This window comes from Pseudomonas grimontii, from assembly GCF_007858185.1.
GTDB classification, from domain to species: domain Bacteria; phylum Pseudomonadota; class Gammaproteobacteria; order Pseudomonadales; family Pseudomonadaceae; genus Aquipseudomonas; species Aquipseudomonas grimontii.
Window position 1 is genome coordinate 222194 of sequence record NZ_VFES01000007.1, and the last position, 19008, is coordinate 241201.

A 19008-nucleotide genomic window follows, 5' to 3' on the forward strand; every position below is an offset into this window, starting at 1 on the left:
CATGCACCTGCTCAGGACTCAGCCCGGTGGTTTCGTCGCGGACGACAATATTGCCGACCTTGGCCAAACCCCCGCCGAGCTGGTGATCCTGTGCAGCGGCGATTCCAGCCTGGCGCTGCTGGCCGAAGCGGCCCAGCAGTTGCCCGAGGACTACCCCAGCCTGCGCCTGGCCAACCCGATGCAGGTGCAGAACCACGCGTCGGTCGACCTGTATGTGGATGAGGTGCTGCGCCACGCCAAGGTCATCCTGATTTCGCTGCATGGCGGCATCGGTTACTGGCGCTACGGCATCGAGCGTCTGGTGGCGCTGGCCGAGCGCGGCGTCACCCTGATCCTGGTGCCGGGGGATGATCGCCCGGACCCGGAACTCAGCGGCCTGAGCACGGTGAATGCCGAACAGCGCGACCGCCTGTGGCACTTCCTGCGCCAGGGCGGTTTGGGCAATGCCCTGGACTTCTATCGCTGCCTGGCCAGCGCCTACCTGGGGCGTAACTATGCCTGGGCCGAGCCGCAAACCCTGCCGCGCACGGCGATTTATCACCCGCATAAAGCCAATCCTCGCCTCAATGACTGGCAGACGGATTGGCACACGGATTGGCCCGTGGCGGCGGTGCTGTTCTACCGCTCGCACTTGCAGGCGGCCAATACCGGTTTTATCGACGTGTTCTGCCAGCGTTTGCAGGCGGCGGGTCTTAATCCGTTGCCGATGGCGGTGGCCAGCTTGAAAGAACCCGGCTGCCTGACGGTGGTCGAGGACCTGCTGGATGAGGTCGGCGCGGCGGTGATCCTGAACACCACCGGGTTTGCCCAATCCAGCCCCGAAGCCCCACATTTGCGCCCATTTCGCCGCAATATCCCGGTGATCCAGGCGATTTGCGCCCAGGACAACCAGCCAGGCTGGCAGGCCAGCGAGCAAGGCCTTGGCCCTCGCGACCTGGCGATGCACATTGCCTTGCCCGAGTTGGACGGGCGGATTATCAGCCGGCCGATCAGCTTCAAGGATCTGGCCTGGCGCAGCGAGCGCAGCCAGTCGGACGTGGTGTGCTACCGCGCAGCCCCCGAACGCATGGATTTTGTTGCCGAGCTGGCGCGCCGTTGGGTCGAACTGGCGCGGGTGCCGAATGCGGATAAACGCATCGCCCTGATCCTCGCCAATTACCCGACCCGCGACGGCCGCATCGGCAATGGCGTGGGCCTGGACACCCCGGCTGCCGCGCTGAATATCCTGCGTGCCCTGCAAGCCGAAGGTTATCCGGTGCCGGCTCAACTGCCCGCAAGCGGCACTGCGCTGATCCATGACCTGCTCGGCGGCGTCACCAACGATCTTGACAGCCTCGACCTGCGCCCCTGCCATCAAAGCCTCGGCCTGGACGACTACGAAGCGATGTTCAAGCGCTTGCCTGAGCCCAATCGGCAGGCGGTGCTGGCGCGTTGGGGCGCTCCGCATAACGATCCGATGTTCCGCGACGGCCGCCTGATGATCGCCGGCCTGCGCCTGGGCCTGACCTTCGTCGGCATCCAGCCGGCCCGGGGTTACCAGGTAGATGCCAGCGCGGTGTATCACGACCCGGACCTGGTGCCGCCCCATGGCTACCTGGCGTTCTACTTCTGGTTGCGCCACACCTACGGCGCCCATGGCGTGATCCATGTGGGCAAGCACGGCAACCTGGAGTGGCTGCCGGGCAAGGGCGTTGGGCTCTCGGAAAACTGCTGGCCGGATGCGTTGCTGGGGCCGCTGCCGAACATCTACCCGTTTATCGTCAACGACCCGGGCGAGGGCGCCCAGGCCAAGCGGCGCACCCAGGCGGTGATCATCGACCATCTGATGCCGCCGCTGACCCGCGCCGAAACCTACGGCCCGTTGCGAAATCTGGAGCTGTTGGCGGACGAATACTACGAAGCCCAACTGCTCGACCCACGCCGGGCCCGCGAACTGCAAAAAGACATCCTCCAGTTGGTGCGCGAAACCCGTATCGACCAAGAGCTTGAACTGGGCGGCGACGTCGATGCGGCGGTCTGGCTGCCGCGCCTGGACACTTACCTGTGTGACTTGAAGGAATCGCAGATCCGCGACGGCTTGCATATCTTTGGTGAGTCGCCCCAGGGGCGCTTACGTATCGACACCTTGCTGGCCTTGTTGCGCATCCCCCGTGGCGATGGCCGTGGCCCGCAATCGAGCCTGCTGCGCGTGTTGGCCAAAGCCTTCGAATTGGGCTTTGATCCGCTGGACTGCGCCCTGGCCGAGCCGTGGACCGGCCGCCGCCCGGCGGTGTTGCAGAACATCGATACGCAGTTGTGGCGCACCGCCGGGGACACTCGCGAGCGACTTGAGCTGTACGCCGCGCGACTCATCGAGCAGGCATTGGAAGGGCCGCTGGAACAGCTGGAAGAGCCCGGCTGGGAGGATGTGAAGGCGGTGATCGAAAGCCTGCGCATTGTGGTCGCGCCGCGCCTGGATGCCTGCGGCCCGGCGGAAATGCGCGGCTTGCTGGATGCCCTCGGCGGGCGCTTTGTGCCGGCCGGCCCAAGCGGCGCGCCGAGCCGGGGGCGCCTGGATGTGCTGCCGACCGGGCGCAATTTCTTCACCGTCGACGTGCGCAACCTGCCCACTACCACCGCGTGGCGCATCGGCTTCCAGTCGGCCAACCTGATGCTTGAGCGGCACTTGCAGGACCACGGCGACCACCTGCGCCAACTCGGCCTGTCGGTGTGGGGCACGGCCACCATGCGTACCGGTGGCGACGACATCGCCCAGGCCATGGCGCTGATGGGCGTACGGCCGGTGTGGGCCACGGGCAGTCAACGGGTGGATGACTTCGAAATCCTGCCGATCAGCCTGCTGGACCGCCCGCGTGTGGACGTCACGCTACGAGTGTCTGGATTTTTCCGCGATGCGTTCGCCAACCTGATCCGCTTGTTTGACGCAGCGGTGCAAGCGGTGGCGGCCCTGGATGAGCCGGACGACATGAACCCGCTGGCCGCCAAGGTGCGCAGTGAGCGCGCGGCGTTGCAGGCATCCGGCCTCGATGAAGAAGCGGCGGCAAAACAGGCCGGCTGGCGTATTTTCGGGGCCAAGCCGGGTGCCTATGGCGCGGGCGTGCAGGGCGCCATTGACGGGCGCCTGTGGCAAAGCCGCGAGGACTTGGCCGAGGTCTACCTGAACTGGGGCGGCTACGCCTATGGCGGTTCCGATGAAGGCACCGCCGCCCGCATGCAGTTCGCCCAGCGCCTGAGCCAGGTGCAGGCGGTGTTGCAGAACCAGGATAACCGCGAGCACGACCTGCTCGACTCCAACGACTACTACCAGTTCCAGGGCGGCATGCTCGCCGCCGTGGAAACCCTGAGCGGCGACAAGGCCGCCAGCTACCATGGCGACCACAGCCAGCCGGACCTGCCGAGGATTCGCACCTTGAAGGAAGAGCTGAACCGGGTGATCCGTTCCCGCGCCGCCAACCCCAAGTGGATCGAAGGGGTGAAGCGCCATGGTTATAAAGGTGCGTTCGAAATGGCCGCGACCGTGGACAATCTGTTCGCCTTCGATGCCACCACGGAGCTGATTGACGATCATCAATATGCATTGCTCGCCGACGCCTACCTCCTGGACCCCGATACCCGGGCCTTTGTGCAGCAGCACAACCCCGCGGCGCTGCGCGACATGACCGAACGCATGCTGGAGGCCCAGCAGCGAGGCCTGTGGCAGGAACCGGGGGCGTATCGCGAGGCGCTGGAAAACCTGTTGCTGGATATAGAAGAAGACAGTTAGAGCACGAGATAGGGAGCAGTTTTGGCAAGTGGACTTGTTGTGGCAAGCCCGCTCGCCACAGCCACAAGAAGCCCGCTCATGACAGGGTGATTACGTGTACAGCAGAATTTAAAGAGAGACCGGATGACCGATATTCCCCATTTCCCGCTGTCCGCCGTGGTCGGCGCCGACGACCTGAAACTGGCGCTGTGCCTGACCGCCATCGACCCGAAGATCGGTGGCGTGCTGATTGAAGGCCCGCGCGGCATGGCCAAATCCACCCTGGCCCGTGGTCTGGCGGATCTGCTGGCCAGCGGGCAATTCGTCACCTTGCCGCTGGGCGCCACCGAAGAGCGTCTGGTCGGGACCCTGGACCTCGACGCCGCGCTGGGCGAAGGCCGCGCGCAGTTTTCCCCTGGCGTGCTGGCCAAGGCGGACGGTGGCGTGTTGTATGTGGATGAGGTCAACTTGTTGCCCGATCACCTGGTGGACCTGCTGTTGGATGTGGCAGCGAGTGGCACCAACCTGATCGAACGCGACGGCATCTCCCATCGCCATTCGGCGCGCTTTGTGCTGATCGGCACAATGAACCCGGAGGAGGGCGAGTTGCGCCCGCAACTGCTGGACCGTTTCGGTTTCAACGTGGCGCTGGGCGGGCAGACGGTGCCTGCCGAGCGCGGGCAGATCATTCGTCGTCGCCTGGATTTCGACAGTGACCCCGCCGCTTTCTGCACGCAGTGGGCCGAACAGCAGGCGGCGTTACGCGAACGCTGCACCCAGGCGCGGGCGCGGCTGGACAGTATCGAGCTGGATGATCAGGCCTTGGCGCAGATCACCGAGCGTTGCTTCGCCGCAGGGGTCGACGGTTTGCGTGCTGACCTGGTCTGGCTGCGCGGCGCCCGCGCCCATGCGGCGTGGCGGGGCGCGGATAAAATTGCCGAAGAAGACATCGAAGCAGTCGCGGACTTTGCCTTGCGCCACCGTCGCCAGGAGCAATCCCCACCGGCCAGTCCACCCAATCAGGGGCAGGCGCCGAAACCCTCGGACACGTCGCCCGGCCAAGGCCAATGGGGCGATATGCCCGCACCGGCCCTGCCCACAGGCACGCGCCGAGATGTGCCCAGCTGGCCAAAAAAGCCCTAGGCATTCGCCCCCGACCTGACGCGGGGGCGGATGCCCGTCCCAAGGCGGGGCGACTGGACAACGGCAGGCAGGGCAAGGCGCGCAGTGCGCAGCAGGGTTCGATCAACTGGCCGGGCACCTTGCTTGGCGGTCGGCCGCACGCCCGTGAAGACCTGCGCTATCACCTGCGCAGCCGCTCGGCCCATGCGTTGTGGCTGGTGATTGTCGACGCGTCGGCCTCCACTCGGCGGCACCAGGCGTTGAGCGATGCCAAGGGCTTGCTGGCGCAGCTGTTTGATGATGCTTACCGACAGCGCGCACGCATGGCATTGCTGACGGCCAGCGGGCAGTCGCCCAAATGGCAGGTGCAGGGGCTCAAGGCGGCGAAAAGCCTGGCGGGCTGGCTGGATCAGTTGGGCGCGGGCGGTGGTACGCCGTTGCTGGCGGCGCTGACCGAGGCCGGGCATTGGCTGGTGGCGCGACGCAAGCGTTATCCGGCTGAGCAGCAGCGCGTGCTGGTGATCACGGATGGGCGGCTCAAGGACATCGCCGGATTGCCGTTATTGGCGTGTGCGGGGTTGCTGGTGGATATCGAGCGCGGGCCGATCAGGTTGGGGCGCGCCCAGGCGTTGGCGGCTGGGTTGCAGTTGGATTATCGGCATATCGATGAGTTGTAGTGCCGGTGCCGCCGCTATCGGGAGCAAGCCCCCTCCCACATTTTACCGAGTACACCCCTTTTGAATGCGGTCAGTGTGGGAGGGGGCTTGCCCCCGATGAGGCCCTCAATACACCACACGATCTATCCGCCAGCCCCCGGCACATTCGGCCAAAGATCCGCCACCAGGAACAACCGCTCGGCTTCCTCCCAGTCCTCGCCGTTCTGCAGCATGCGCACGAGCAACTGCGCGGGGGCCATCGGATCAAGGTCTGCCAGCCAGGCCTGCATCTGTTCTTCACTCCACACTTCATCCGCCGGGTAATGCGCCGGCGCCAGCCACGCATGCCGGGGTAACGGTTGCCAGCGGCCTGGCGCGCTGCCGCTGACAAACGCCTGCCAATCCCGTTGATGCAACCAGCGCCCACGCAAATGCTGCGGATGGGCGCCGTGGGGCGATTCGGCCAGTCCAGGCCACGGATAGAGCAAATACCCGCCAAGCCATAGGTGCGCGTCAAACTGCTGAATATCCAGGGCCGCCAACACTTCACGGCTTTCCGCCCGCGCTGAAATCGGCAGTTGATGCTGGGCCAGGTGCGCCAGCTTGCGGTCCAGCCGATCATGGCAGCCTGGGCCCAGCCACTGCGCGGTGTCCTGGCCGTCGCCGTCCTGCGGGCCGAGATAGAGCTTGATCGCCAGTTCCAGGTGGTGCACGCCATCGCGGTCGCGCAGCAGCATGTCCAGCTCGCCCAGGGTGTGCCCGGCGCGGCGGATCGGCAGGTTGGCGGCGAGCAGTTCCACGCCCGGCGCATGCTGCACGGCGAACTGCCACAGACGCTCGTAGTACAAGCCCAGGCGCCGCGTGCGTGACAGGCTCAGCCAATGCTGCAAGACGCGGCTGTCCCGGTCGAGTGCGCGCAGCCAGTGTTCCAGGCGTTCGGGCGCCTGCACCCAGTCGCTGCCCGCCAGCGGGTGGCGCTGTGGCCAGGGCGTCTGCGCGAGCATCGGCGGGGCAAGCATCACCCACGCCAAGTCGCGCACCTCGGGGTGGCGCAGTTGGCGGGGCAGGTTGTGCAAATCCGGGAACACAGTCATGGTCCGAGCATAGCCTTTTAACCGTGGCGCAGGTGGCTGAGAACCGTTGTCATCAAGGCTTCACGGCGACAAAGGATTTTGCCTGACGCGGCCTTTCGCCCATAATCGTTTCTTTTTTGCCACACCCCCAATCCCGCAGGAGCCCCATGGAGCAATTTCGCAATATCGGCATCATCGGTCGCCTGGGCAGTACCCAGGTGTTGGACACCGTCCGCCGGCTGAAAAAATTCCTGCTGGAACGCCACCTGCATGTGATCCTCGAAGACACCATCGCCGAAATTCTCCCCGGCCACGGCCTGCAAACTTCCTCGCGCAAGATGCTCGGCGAAGTCTGCGACATGGTCATCGTGGTCGGCGGCGACGGCAGCCTGCTCGGCGCGGCCCGGGCCCTGGCGCGGCATAACGTGCCGGTGCTGGGGATCAACCGCGGCAGCCTGGGATTTCTCACCGATATTCGCCCCGATGAGCTGGAAGTCGAAGTGGCCAAGGTGCTCGACGGCCATTACCTGGTGGAAAACCGCTTCCTGCTGCAGGCCGAAGTGCGCCGCCACGGCGAAGCCATCGGCCAGGGCGATGCGCTCAATGACGTGGTGCTGCACCCAGGCAAATCCACGCGGATGATCGAATTCGAGCTGTATATCGACGGCCAGTTCGTGTGCAGCCAGAAGGCCGACGGCCTGATCGTCGCCACGCCGACCGGCTCCACCGCCTACGCGCTGTCGGCCGGCGGCCCGATCATGCATCCCAAGCTCGATGCCATTGTGATCGTGCCGATGTACCCCCATATGTTGTCCAGCCGGCCGATTGTGGTCGATGGCAACAGTGAGCTGAAAATCGTGGTGTCCAAAGACATGCAGATCTACCCGCAAGTCTCCTGCGACGGGCAGAACCATTTCACCTGCGCCCCCGGTGACACCATCACCGTGAGCAAGAAAGCACAGAAGTTGCGCTTGATCCACCCGCTGGACCACAACTACTACGAAGTGTGCCGCACCAAGTTGGGCTGGGGCAGCCGCTTGGGGGGTGGAGGCGACTGATGCTCGATCCCGCGCGTAGCTACGACCTGATTGGTGACGTGCACGGTTGCGCTCATACCCTTGAGCACTTGCTCGAGCAGTTGGGCTACCACAAGCAGGCCGGCACCTGGCGCCATCCGTCGCGCATGGCGGTGTTCCTCGGCGACATCATCGACCGTGGCCCACGCATTCGTGAGGCGCTGCATATCGTCCACGACATGGCCGAAGCCGGCCAGGCGCTGTGCATCATGGGTAACCACGAGTTCAATGCCCTGGGCTGGGCCACGCCGGCGCCGCCGGGCAGTGGCAAGCAGTTCGTGCGTGAGCACACCCCACGGCATGAGCGCCTGATCCACGAAACCCTGACCCAGTTCGAGCACCACCCGGCCGACTGGCACGACTTCCTCGGCTGGTTCTACGACATGCCGCTGTTTGTCGACGCCGGGCGTTTCCGCGTAGTGCATGCGTGCTGGGACGACGGCTTTATCCAGCCGCTGCGCGCGACGTTCCCGGATGGCTGCATCGACCAGCACTTCCTGCAGGCCGCCGCCGTGCCCGGCAGTTTTGCCTGCAACGCCTTCGACCGCCTGTTGCGCGGCACCGATATGCGCCTGCCGGACGGCCTGACGCTGACCGGTGGCGATGGCCTGACGCGCTCGTTCTTCCGCACCAAGTTCTGGGAAGACGACCCTAAGACCTACGGCGACATCGTATTCCAGCCCGACGCACTGCCGGAGCCGGTGGCGCGCACGCCATTGTCGCCCCATGAAAAAAACTCCCTGCTGCGCTACGGCGCCGACGAACCCTTGCTGTTCGTCGGCCATTACTGGCGCAGCGGCAAACCGGCGCCGATCCGCCCGAACCTGGCGTGCCTGGACTACAGCGCGGTGCTGTATGGCAAGCTGGTGGCGTATCGGCTGGACCAGGAAACCCAACTGGATCCGCGTAAATTCGTATGGGTCGACGTTGAGCGACCCGAGGTGATTGTATGAGTGCCGTGCCTGTATTGCGCTTGCCATTGAGCGTCGACCTGGGCGGCTTCGTGAAGCTGCTGCAACGCATGCAAGTGCCCCATCGCGTCAGCGAGGAAGCCGGCGAGCAGGTGTTGTGGGTTCCCGAGACCATCAGCGACGACGTGCGCGTCTTGTACCAGCGCTTTCCCGCCGGCGATCCGGACCAGCAACTGGATATTCCCGAACAGGCACCCGTCACGCGTCCAGGCTTCGTCCAGCAAGTGCGCCATAGCCCGGTAACGGCGCTGGTGTTGCTGGCGAGCATCATTGTCGGCGCCGTGACCTTGCTCGGTGAAAACCTGCAAGCCATGAGCTGGCTGACCTTCCTGCCGTTCCGGGTGATGGGCGAGTACATCCAGTTCACGCCGTTCGCCGAGATGCTGGCCTCGGGCCAATGGTGGCGGCTGGTCACGCCGATGCTGATCCACTTCGGTATCCTGCACCTGGCCATGAACGGCATGTGGTATTGGGAGCTGGGCCGGCGTATTGAAGTGCGCCAGGGCAGTATCAACCTGCTGGGCCTGACCCTGTTGTTCAGCCTGGTCTCCAACTACGCGCAATATGCGTACGGTGGCCCTGGCCTGTTCGGTGGCTTGTCCGGTGTGCTCTATGGCCTGCTCGGGCATTGCTGGATCTTTCAACTACTCTCGCCCAACCCGGCCTATCGCTTGCCCCGTGGGGTGCTGGTGATGATGCTGGTGTGGCTGGTGCTCTGCCTGTCGGGGCTGGTCTCGATGATCGGTTTCGGCGAAATCGCCAACGCTGCCCATGTCGGCGGCCTGGCCATCGGTTGCCTTACCGGTTTGCTGGGCGGTTTGTATAACCGTCGCAAATCCTCTCTTTGATAAGGAAGAGCCTAATGTCCTCTTTTGCTGAAATGATCGAAAACATCACCCCGGACATCTACGAGAGCCTCAAGCTCGCGGTGGAAATCGGCAAATGGTCCGATGGCCGCAAGCTCACCGCCGAGCAGCGTGAGCTGTCGCTGCAAGCCATGATCGCCTGGGAGATCCAGAACCTGCCGGAAGACCAGCGCACCGGCTACATGGGCCCGCAGGAATGCGAGTCGAAGTCGACCACCGTGCCGAACATCCTGTTCAAGTCGGATGCGCTCCATTGATTGAAATCGGTCGCGGTGCAGTCAGCAAAATGTCGGCGCAACTTGGTGAGCCGACCGTTCAATACGCGTTTCGCCTGGGTGATACCGAGGTGCCGGTCAATCCGTTGATCGGCACCCATGTGCGCCTGGAGTACCTCGGCGCCATCCATTGCAGCCATTGCGGCCGCAAGACCAAGACCAGCTTCAGCCAGGGCTATTGCTACCCGTGCATGACCAAACTGGCCCAGTGTGACCTGTGCATCATGAGCCCCGAGCGTTGCCATTACGACGCCGGCACCTGCCGCGATCCAGGCTGGGGCGAGACATTCTGCATGACCGACCACGTGGTGTACCTGGCCAATTCGTCGGGGATCAAGGTCGGCATTACCCGTGCCACCCAATTGCCGACGCGTTGGCTGGACCAGGGCGCCAGCCAGGCGCTGCCGATCATGCGCGTGGCTACCCGCCAGCAGTCCGGCTTTGTCGAGGATGTGCTGCGCAGCCAAGTGGCGGACAAGACCAATTGGCGTGCGCTGCTCAAGGGCGACGCGGCGGCGGTGGACCTCAAGCAGGTGCGCGACGAGTTGTTCGCCTCTTGTGCCGATGGCCTGCTGCAATTGCAGGAACGCTTTGGCCTGCAGGCCATCCAACCGGTAACCGACATCGAACCGTTGGAAATCCGCTACCCGGTGGAGCAGTATCCGGCCAAGATCGTCAGTTTCAACCTGGACAAGAACCCGATTGCCGAAGGCACGCTGCTGGGGATCAAGGGCCAATACCTGATCTTCGACACCGGCGTTATCAATATTCGTAAGTACACGGCCTACCAGCTCGCCGTGCATCAGTAGAAGGATGCCACCCATGCGCACCGAACAACCGAAGATGATTTACCTGAAGGACTATCAGGCGCCGGACTACCTGATCGAAGAGACGCACCTGACCTTCGAGTTGTTCGAGGACCACAGCCTGGTCCACGCGCAGCTGGTGATGCGCCGTAACCCCGAGCGTGGCGCCGGCCTGCCACCGCTGGTGCTCGACGGCCAGCAGTTGGAGTTGCTGACCGTCAACCTCGGCGACCAGGAACTGACCGAAGCTGACTACCAGTTGACGGACAGCCACCTGACCCTGCACCCGACCCGCGAGACCTTCACGGTCGACACCAGCGTGCGCATCCACCCGGAAACCAACACCGCCCTGGAAGGCCTGTACAAATCCGGCAGTATGTTCTGCACCCAGTGCGAGGCCGAGGGCTTTCGCAAGATCACCTATTACCTCGACCGCCCCGACGTGATGAGTACGTTCACCACCACGGTGATCGCCGAGCAACACCGCTATCCGATCCTGCTCTCCAACGGCAACCCGATCGCCAGCGGTCCTGGCGAAGACGGCCGCCACTGGGCGACCTGGGAAGACCCGTTCAAGAAACCGGCGTACCTGTTCGCTTTGGTGGCCGGTGACCTGTGGTGTGTCGAAGACACCTTCACCACCATGACCAACCGCGAAGTGGCACTGCGCATCTACGTCGAGCCGGAAAATATCGACAAGTGCCAGCACGCTATGACCAGCCTGAAAAAATCCATGCGCTGGGATGAAGAAACCTACGGTCGCGAGTACGACCTCGACATCTTCATGATCGTGGCGGTCAACGATTTCAACATGGGCGCCATGGAGAACAAGGGCCTCAATATCTTCAACTCCAGCGCCGTGCTGGCCCGTGCCGAAACCGCCACCGACGCCGCGCACCAGCGGGTCGAGGCGATCGTCGCCCACGAATACTTCCACAACTGGTCGGGTAACCGCGTGACCTGCCGCGACTGGTTCCAGCTGTCGCTGAAAGAAGGCTTCACCGTGTTCCGTGATTCGGGCTTCTCCGCCGACATGAACTCGGCCACGGTCAAGCGCATCCAGGACGTGGCTTACCTGCGTACCCACCAGTTTGCCGAAGACGCCGGCCCCATGGCCCACGCGGTGCGCCCGGACAGCTTTATCGAGATCTCCAACTTCTACACCCTGACCGTGTACGAAAAGGGCTCGGAAGTGGTCGGCATGATCCATACCTTGCTCGGCGCCGAAGGCTTCCGTAAAGGCAGCGACCTGTACTTCGAACGCCATGACGGCCAGGCCGTGACCTGCGACGACTTCATCAAGGCCATGGAAGACGCCAACGGCGCCGACCTCAGCCAGTTCAAGCGCTGGTACAGCCAGGCCGGCACCCCACGCCTGGCAGTGAGCGAGTCCTACGACGCTTCGGCCAAAACCTACAGCCTGACCTTCCGCCAAAGCTGCCCGGAAACCCCGGACAAAGTTGAAAAGCTGCCGTTCGTGATCCCGGTCGAGCTGGGCCTGCTGGACGGGCAGGGCGCTGGCATTGCCTTGCGCCTCGCCGGTGAAGCGACGGCGGGCACCACGTCCCGCGTGATCTCGGTGACCGAGGCCGAGCAGACCTTCACCTTCGTCGACATCGCCGAACAGCCGCTGCCGTCGCTGCTGCGTGGTTTCTCGGCGCCGGTGAAACTGAGCTTCCCGTACAACCGCGATCAGTTGATGTTCCTGATGCAGCACGACAGCGATGGCTTCAATCGCTGGGATGCGGGCCAGCAGTTGTCGGTGCAGGTGTTGCAGGAACTGATCGTTCAGCATCAGGCGGGCCAGCCGTTGAAGCTGGACCAGCGCCTGATTGATGCCTTGCGTACCGTGTTAAGCGATGAGTCCCTGGATCAGGCCATGGTCGCCGAAATGCTTTCGCTGCCAGGCGAAGCCTACCTGACGGAAATCAGCGAGGTGGCGGATGTGGATGCGATCCACGCCGCCCGTGAGTTTGCGCGCAAGCAACTGGCTGACAACCTGCATGAACCGCTGTGGTTGCGTTACCAGGCCAATCGCGAGTTGTCCAAGCAGACGCCTTATGTCGCTGCGGCCGAGCATTTCGCCCGGCGTGCCTTGCAGAATATTGCGCTGTCGTACCTGATGCTCAGCGGCAAGCCTGAGGTGTTGACGGCCACCCTCGAACAGTTTGACACCAGCGACAACATGACCGAACGCCTGACCGCGCTGGCGGTGCTGGTCAATTCGCCGTTCGAAGCGGAGAAGGCCCAGGCACTGGCGGTGTTTGCCGAGAACTTCAAGGACAACCCGTTGGTCATGGACCAGTGGTTCAGCGTGCAGGCGGGCAGCACATTGCCGGGCGGGCTGGAGCGGGTCAAGGCGTTGATGGAGCACCCGGCGTTCACTCTCAAGAACCCGAACAAGGTGCGTGCGCTGATCGGCGCGTTTGCCGGGCAGAACCTGATCAACTTCCACGCCGCCGACGGTTCGGGCTACCGCTTCCTGGCTGACCTGGTGATCGAGTTGAATGGCTTCAACCCGCAGATCGCTTCGCGCCAGCTGGCGCCGCTGACCCGCTGGCGTAAATACGACAGCGCGCGCCAGGCGTTGATGAAGGCGGAGCTGGAGCGCATTCGTGGCTCGGGTGAGCTGTCGAGCGATGTGTTCGAGGTGGTGAGCAAGAGCCTTGCTTAAGTAAACCACTTCGGTAAAAAAACGGCCTGTTCAGGCCGTTTTTTTTGCCTTTGAGCTTCGGTCGGGGAGCTTTTTTGCTGCTGACGTTTTCTGACAGGAGGCTCTGCTAAGCTGCGGCACTTTTGCTTGTTCGGTGGGATCAACGTGTCACGTACCACTCGTTTACTGACGTTGTTGCAGGCCCTGCGGGGCAAGAAACGCCCGGTGACCGCCGCCGTGCTGGCGGCGCAGCTGGAGGTGTCCGAGCGCACGCTGTACCGCGACATTGCCGAGTTGACCGCCTTGGGCGCGCCGATTTTCGGCGAGGCCGGGGTAGGCTATGTGCTGCGCAGCGGGCTGTTTTTACCGCCGTTGATGCTCAACGCCGAGGAAACCGAAGCCGTGGTGCTGGGCTTGCGTTATGTGGATCAGCGGGGGGATGACGTGTTGAGTCGGGCGGCTGCCAACGCGCTGGCCAAGATTGCCGATGTACTCGACCCTGCGGCGCAGGAAGCCTTACGCAACCCAACGCTATTACCCGGCCCGCCAGGGTTCGGCTACCCGGAAAACCGCGTGCCCCTCAATGTGTTCCGCGAGGCCATTCGTAATCAGTCCAAGCTGCATATCGACTACGCCGATGCCAGCCAGACCCAGAGTCAACGCCTGATCTGGCCGCTGGCGCTGGGTTTTCTGAACGAGGTGCGGGTGATTGTGGCCTGGTGTGAGTTGCGCGGTGCCTACCGCACCTTTCGCACCGACCGTGTGGCAAGTGCGCAAGCCCAGGGTGAACGTTATCCGGGGCGGCGCAGTGACTGGTTGCGGGGCTGGCGTAACCTGATGGAACAGAATGAAACCGGGCGGTTTACTCCTGACAAAAACTGACACACCCCTGGCTTAGCATGGTGCTACAACCACCTGAAAAGGAGCTTTGCCATGTCCCAGCCTGAATTGGCCCCCGCCATCGTCGCCTATATCGCGGCGACCAATGCCCGCGACACCTCGGTCATTGCCCATTGTTTTGCTGACGATGCCAATGTGTTCGATGAAGGCCAGCACCAGGTGGGCACCGCCGCCATTGCACGCTGGATGGAAGACACCGGGCGCCGTTACCAGCCGCGGGTTGAAGTGCTCAATGTGCAGCACCGAACCGGCAAGGTGCTGGTCAGCAATGTGGTCTCCGGCAACTTTCCCGGCAGCCCGCTGGAGTTGCGCTACACCTTTCGCCTGAACGCGCAGGGCAAGATTTCACGGTTGGACATCTCCCTGTAGGTCATAATCGCGGGCATGACTTTCGACTCGCCCCTCGCTGCTTACCAACACGCCATCGCCCAGCAGGGCTTCGTTGCCGACGACGCCCAGCGCCGGGCGGTGGATGCCCTGCAAGCCTGTCATTCAGCCTTGCATCAAGGCCGTTCGCCCGTGACGGGTGTTTACCTGTGGGGGCCGGTGGGCCGTGGCAAGACCTGGTTGATGGATCAGTTCTACCAAAGCCTGCGGGTGCCCGCACGGCGTCAGCATTTTCATCACTTCATGGGGTGGGTGCATCAGCGTCTGTTCCAGCTCACCGGCACCCATGACCCGTTGCAGGCGCTGGCCCGGGAGCTGAGCCGGGACGTACGCGTGCTGTGTTTCGACGAATTGTTTGTCAATGACATCGGTGACGCGATCATCCTCGGCCGGCTGTTCCAGGTCATGTTCGAGGAAGGTGTGGTGATGGTCTGCACCTCCAATCAACCGCCGGCCCAGCTGTATGCCGATGGTTTCAATCGGGAGCGCTTCCTGCCGGGCATTGCGGCGATTGAGCAGCATATGCAAGTGGTGGCGGTAGACGGTGGTGAGGACCATCGCTTGCATCCCGGTATTGGCCTGCAGCGCTATTGGGTGAACCAGCCCGAGGCGCTGGCGAACGTGTTCGCACAATTGGCCGAAGGGCAAGCGGTGAGTCGTGGCCCGGTCACCGTTGGCCATCGCTCCATTGTTTCCGTGCAGGCCAGTGAAACCGTGCTTTGGTGCCGTTATGCCGACCTGTGCGAACAACCTCTGGCGGCGATGGATTTCATGCTGCTGTGCGATCGTTTCAAGGTGATCCTGCTGGGCGAGGTGCCCAACCTGAGTGCGCAAAAGCGTCCGGGCCGGATCGCCCGCGGCACCGAGGACGGGGCCGAGCGGGTGGTGGCCGGTGATCGCGAACTGCCGCAGCTGTCGGTGCACGACGACAGTGTGCGTCGGTTCATCGCCCTGGTGGACGAGTGCTACGACCGCAAGGTGCCGTTGTTTATCGAGGCCCAGGTGCCGCTGGAGCGCCTGTATACCGACGGCTACCTGGAGTTTCCTTTCCGTCGCACCCTGAGTCGGTTGCAAGAAATGCAGCTGCAGCGTTTCGGCTGAGGCCTGTACGAAAAAAAGCTCGTAATTGACAATTTGCGCTTTTTTCAGCGCCATAGCTTTCGCGTTTTCTTGCGCACATTTGTAGTTAATCTCCTTCATCTGGTGCTGACTACACGCTTACAATCGTGCCCCTCAAAGGGAACAGGTTCCCTTGTAGTCGTGATCGAGGACGGAAATGGACACCCCAGATATCCTGGTGCTGCAAGCCAGCTACACCAATCCCGTACATGCCCAAGCCATTGGCCGCGTGCTTAACCATTACGCTGAAGACCCGATGGGCGGCGGCCATAGCCTGTCCGCCGATCTGCTCGAGCAACTGCCGGCCGAGTTGGCCAAGCGCGCCCATGCCTTCAGTGTGCTGGCGTTTGTCGGCGGTGAGCCGGCGGGTCTGGTGAATTGCTTTGAAGGGTTTTCCACCTTTGCCTGCCGACCCTTGGTCAACGTTCACGACGTGGTGGTGATGCATGCGTTTCGCGGCTTGGGGCTGAGCCAGAAAATGCTGCTGAAGGTCGAGGAGATTGCCCGTCAGCGTGGTTGCTGCAAGATCACCCTGGAAGTGCTTGAGGGCAATGCCGTCGCCCAGTCGGCGTATCGCAAGTTTGGTTTTGATGATTCGAAGTTTGATCCCGCCCATGGACGCATGTTGTTCTGGAACAAGCCGCTTTAATAAATAGCGGGCGAAAAAAAGGGCGCCATTAAAGGGCGCCCAATAAACCTCTGCCAATGGAGCGGAATGGCCCAGGGTATTGCGGATTAACTAAAGATTAAATTAACTCTTGGGTTGTTCCTGTTCGGTAGTGTTGGTCTTCGGTGTCTTGCCGTCGGCGAGCGCTGTTTGTTCAGCCGTGCCGTGAAGCTTCTGCTGCATGAAGGTAAAGTTGTTGTAGAACTCCTTCGAGCGCTCCGCGCCACCTTCTGCAAACGCGGCGGCGGAGCTCAGGGTCATCAGGCTGGCAAGCATCAAAGTCGAGAGTTTCATCGGGTATTCTCATTAAGTGTGATCGGTTATCTGCTCTGTCCTTGATCAGATTCATGGGGGCGATTCTGGTGCGATCTTATTAAGTGGGAATTAACGCGAGAAACATCCGAAGTTAACGATTTTGTTAACTTCGGGTAGACGCCTTTAAAGCTTCCAGTCCACGGCCAGCGTAATGGCGCGTGGGTCGCCCCAATACACGCCGTTATAAAAGCCGACGCGCTCGTAATACTTTTTATCAAATAGATTATTGACGTTAAGCGACGCTGAGACGTGCTCGTCGAATTGATAGCGGGACATCAGGTTGACCACGGTATACGCCTGTTGCGTGATCTTCGCCCGTTCGGTCACTCGCGTGTTGCCGACGCGGGCCCCTGTGGGTCGATCGCTCCAATCGTAAATGTCGCTCTGCCAGTTCACCGCGCCGCCGACGGTGAGGTTGCGCCACGCACCCGGCAACCGGAAGGCGCTGGACACCTTCAGCAGGTTCAGCGGCTGCCCGGTGTTGTTGCGTTTACCCGAACCGTTCACCGAATGGGTGTAGGTGTAGCCGGCCGTCAGGTTCCAATCGGGCATGATTTCCCCGGCAGCTTCCAATTCGAAACCGTTGACCTTGTTACCTTTGCCGCCGGACTTGTAGTACTCCTCGCCGGTGGTCGGGTTCGGCGCTACCGAGTCGTCCCGCTCTGCGACGTTGTCCTGGGTGCTCCAGAAATACGCCGCCGCCAGGTTCAAGCGCTCGTCCAGCACGCTCCCCTTGAGGCCGACCTCATAGTTGCTGCCCACCACGGGCTCAAGGTACTTCTTGCTGGCATCCTTGAGGCTTTGTGGCTTGAAGATGTCGGTGTAGCTCGCGTAGACGGTGTACTCCGGCGTCAGGTCGTAGAGCAGGCCGGCGTAGGGCGTCCACATATCATTGTGGGTCTGGCTGGTTTTGCCGGCGGCGGTAAGCTGGTCGTTGGCATCGTATTGAGGCGCCGCGCTTTTCAGCTCCCAACTGCCATAGCGGCTGCCCAGCACCGCGTGCAAGCGGTCGGTGAGGCTCAGTCGCGTGGCCAGGTAGCCGGCCTTTTGTTGCTTGCTGCTGTGTTCGCCCTTGAGGTCGGTGACGGTGTCGCCGAACTTGGCGATCCCGCCCATGTATTTCCAATCGTCGATGGTGTAGTAGCCGGCAGGTATGTTGTTGCGCATCACGGGGGAGACGTCCCGCTGCGTGGCCTCGCCGTAGCCCATCATCAGTGCATGTTCGCGGCCCAGCAACGCATAGCTGCCGGCGAGGTTGAGGTCGACCGCTTCCATCCTGGAGGTGCCACGCATATGGCTCGCCCAGGCAGTCATGCCGCTGCGATCATCGTTGGGGAAGCCCGCGCCGCCGTAGTACACCTTGCCATCCGTGTCGCTCTGGCGATGGGTGTAGGCGGCCTTCACGTGCCAGTCGCCGCCGAGCCGATGGTCGAGGGTCGCGAAGGTGGTCTTGTCCGTCAGCGGCCAGGAACTCCAGTGCGCCGCCATATTGGTGGAGCGCGACAACCCGGCCTTGCCGCCCTAGCTGTTCCAGTACGGCACGGTGCCCCAGGAGGTGCCTTGGACCTGCTTGTCCTGGTAATCGAAACCTACAGCCAGCACGGTGTCGTCTGAAAGATCGCCTTCCAGAATGCCGTAGCCGACCGCCCGCTGCAGGCCGTAGTTGTCGCGGAACGATTGGCTGTCACGGTAAGCCAGCACCGTGCGCCCGCGCAGCTTGCCGTCGAATGCCAATGGGCCGCCCACGTCCACGTAGCTGTAGTAGTTGTCATGGCTGCCGGCACTGACGCCGGTTTTCGCCTGCCATTGGGCCGTCGGGCGCTTGCGCACCATATTGATCGTGGCCGAGGGATCGCCGGCGCCGGTGGTCAAGCCCGTGGCGCCGCGTACCACCTCGATGTGGTCATAGATGATGGTATCGGCGTCGGACTTCATGTAGCCGAAGGTATTGAGCATCCCGTCAATCTGGAAATTGGTGATGCCGTAGCCACGGGAGGAATAGGACACACGGTCGGAATCGTTATGCTGGACGTTGATCCCGGTGGTCTGGCGCAGCACGTCGGTCAAGGTATTGAGATTGAAATCATCCATCTGCTGGCGAGTGATCACCGAGATCGATTGTGGGGTTTCCTTGACCGATAGGTTCAGGCGGGTGGCGGTGCTCATCGAGCCCGTGGTGTACGCCCCGGTGTGTTCGGTGGTGGCACCCAGGCCTTCGGCGGAGATGTTGGTCGCGCCGAGTTCGAACGGAGTGGGTTCGGGGTCGGTTTCAGCCAGCAGGTGTGGGCTCAACGCGGCGCTGCACAGGCCGAGTGTGAGGGTCATGGAGCGGGTAAAAGGCGCGAGCATCGCGGAAGACTCCTTGTCGTCTTTGCGGCCA

The 19008-nt window shown here is 62.7% G+C and carries 15 protein-coding genes and 1 pseudogene; 13 read left to right on the top strand and 3 right to left on the bottom strand.

Features of this window, described 5'->3' with window-relative positions; translation table 11 throughout:
• The first annotated feature begins 1 nt into the window (after position 1).
• The 3 genes from cobN to FIV39_RS13705 all read left to right on the top strand — a co-directional run bounded on the left by cobN (position 2) and on the right by FIV39_RS13705 (position 5541).
• A complete protein-coding gene (gene cobN, locus FIV39_RS13695) occupies positions 2-3763 on the top strand; it encodes a cobaltochelatase subunit CobN (protein ID WP_090405295.1) in 3762 nt (1253 codons plus the stop codon).
• Between the two features lie 123 nt (positions 3764-3886).
• Positions 3887-4885: an ATP-binding protein gene (locus FIV39_RS13700; RefSeq protein ID WP_090405290.1), complete on the top strand. Its 999-nt coding sequence runs from the start codon at positions 3887-3889 to the stop codon at positions 4883-4885.
• Positions 4886-4938: 53 nt separating this feature from the next.
• Complete coding sequence (locus FIV39_RS13705; protein ID WP_090410029.1) at positions 4939-5541, top strand: vWA domain-containing protein; 603 nt, start codon at positions 4939-4941, stop codon at positions 5539-5541.
• A 122-nt stretch (positions 5542-5663) separates the two neighbouring features.
• Here FIV39_RS13705 and FIV39_RS13710 read toward each other — a convergent pair whose 3' ends face one another.
• Positions 5664-6614, bottom strand: a complete 951-nt coding sequence (locus tag FIV39_RS13710; RefSeq protein WP_090405287.1) for a DUF1853 family protein — start codon at positions 6612-6614, stop codon at positions 5664-5666.
• A gap of 146 nt (positions 6615-6760) precedes the next feature.
• Between FIV39_RS13710 and FIV39_RS13715 the strand changes: the two genes are divergently transcribed.
• The 10 genes from FIV39_RS13715 to FIV39_RS13760 all read left to right on the top strand — a co-directional run bounded on the left by FIV39_RS13715 (position 6761) and on the right by FIV39_RS13760 (position 16295).
• A complete protein-coding gene (locus FIV39_RS13715) occupies positions 6761-7651 on the top strand; it encodes an NAD(+) kinase (protein WP_003217892.1) in 891 nt (296 codons plus the stop codon).
• On the top strand, positions 7648-8622 hold the full coding sequence (locus tag FIV39_RS13720) for a metallophosphoesterase (RefSeq protein ID WP_390620699.1): 975 nt from the start codon (positions 7648-7650) through the stop codon (positions 8620-8622). Before FIV39_RS13715 ends, FIV39_RS13720 begins: the two co-directional genes overlap by 4 nt.
• Positions 8619-9488 (top strand): rhomboid family intramembrane serine protease, encoded by an 870-nt coding sequence (locus tag FIV39_RS13725; protein ID WP_090405282.1) that lies wholly within the window; start codon positions 8619-8621, stop codon positions 9486-9488. The genes FIV39_RS13720 and FIV39_RS13725 overlap by 4 nt, the downstream gene beginning before the upstream one ends.
• 14 nt (positions 9489-9502) lie before the next feature.
• Entirely contained in the window at positions 9503-9763 is a 261-nt protein-coding gene (locus FIV39_RS13730; RefSeq protein ID WP_090405280.1) for a YeaC family protein, read from the top strand.
• The gene (locus tag FIV39_RS13735; protein WP_090405276.1) at positions 9760-10590 is read left to right on the top strand and encodes a DUF2797 domain-containing protein; all 831 of its coding nucleotides are present in this window, start codon (positions 9760-9762) and stop codon (positions 10588-10590) included. Before FIV39_RS13730 ends, FIV39_RS13735 begins: the two co-directional genes overlap by 4 nt.
• Positions 10591-10603: 13 nt before the next feature.
• Positions 10604-13261, top strand: a complete 2658-nt coding sequence (gene pepN, locus FIV39_RS13740; RefSeq protein ID WP_090405273.1) for an aminopeptidase N — start codon at positions 10604-10606, stop codon at positions 13259-13261.
• Between the two features lie 144 nt (positions 13262-13405).
• Positions 13406-14122 carry a helix-turn-helix transcriptional regulator gene (locus FIV39_RS13745; RefSeq protein WP_090410027.1) on the top strand — a complete coding sequence of 239 codons (717 nt, stop codon included), beginning with the start codon at positions 13406-13408 and terminating at the stop codon, positions 14120-14122.
• 51 nt (positions 14123-14173) lie between these two features.
• Positions 14174-14509, top strand: a complete 336-nt coding sequence (locus FIV39_RS13750) for a nuclear transport factor 2 family protein (RefSeq protein ID WP_090405270.1) — start codon at positions 14174-14176, stop codon at positions 14507-14509.
• A gap of 15 nt (positions 14510-14524) precedes the next feature.
• The gene (zapE, locus tag FIV39_RS13755) at positions 14525-15628 is read left to right on the top strand and encodes a cell division protein ZapE (RefSeq protein ID WP_090405268.1); all 1104 of its coding nucleotides are present in this window, start codon (positions 14525-14527) and stop codon (positions 15626-15628) included.
• Between the two features lie 175 nt (positions 15629-15803).
• A complete protein-coding gene (locus FIV39_RS13760; RefSeq protein ID WP_090405265.1) occupies positions 15804-16295 on the top strand; it encodes a GNAT family N-acetyltransferase in 492 nt (163 codons plus the stop codon).
• A gap of 102 nt (positions 16296-16397) precedes the next feature.
• Here FIV39_RS13760 and FIV39_RS13765 read toward each other — a convergent pair whose 3' ends face one another.
• Positions 16398-16607: a hypothetical protein gene (locus FIV39_RS13765; protein WP_090405263.1), complete on the bottom strand. Its 210-nt coding sequence runs from the start codon at positions 16605-16607 to the stop codon at positions 16398-16400.
• 144 nt (positions 16608-16751) lie between these two features.
• Positions 16752-18977 (bottom strand): annotated as a pseudogene (locus tag FIV39_RS13770) (TonB-dependent siderophore receptor).
• Positions 18978-19008 lie beyond the last annotated feature (31 nt).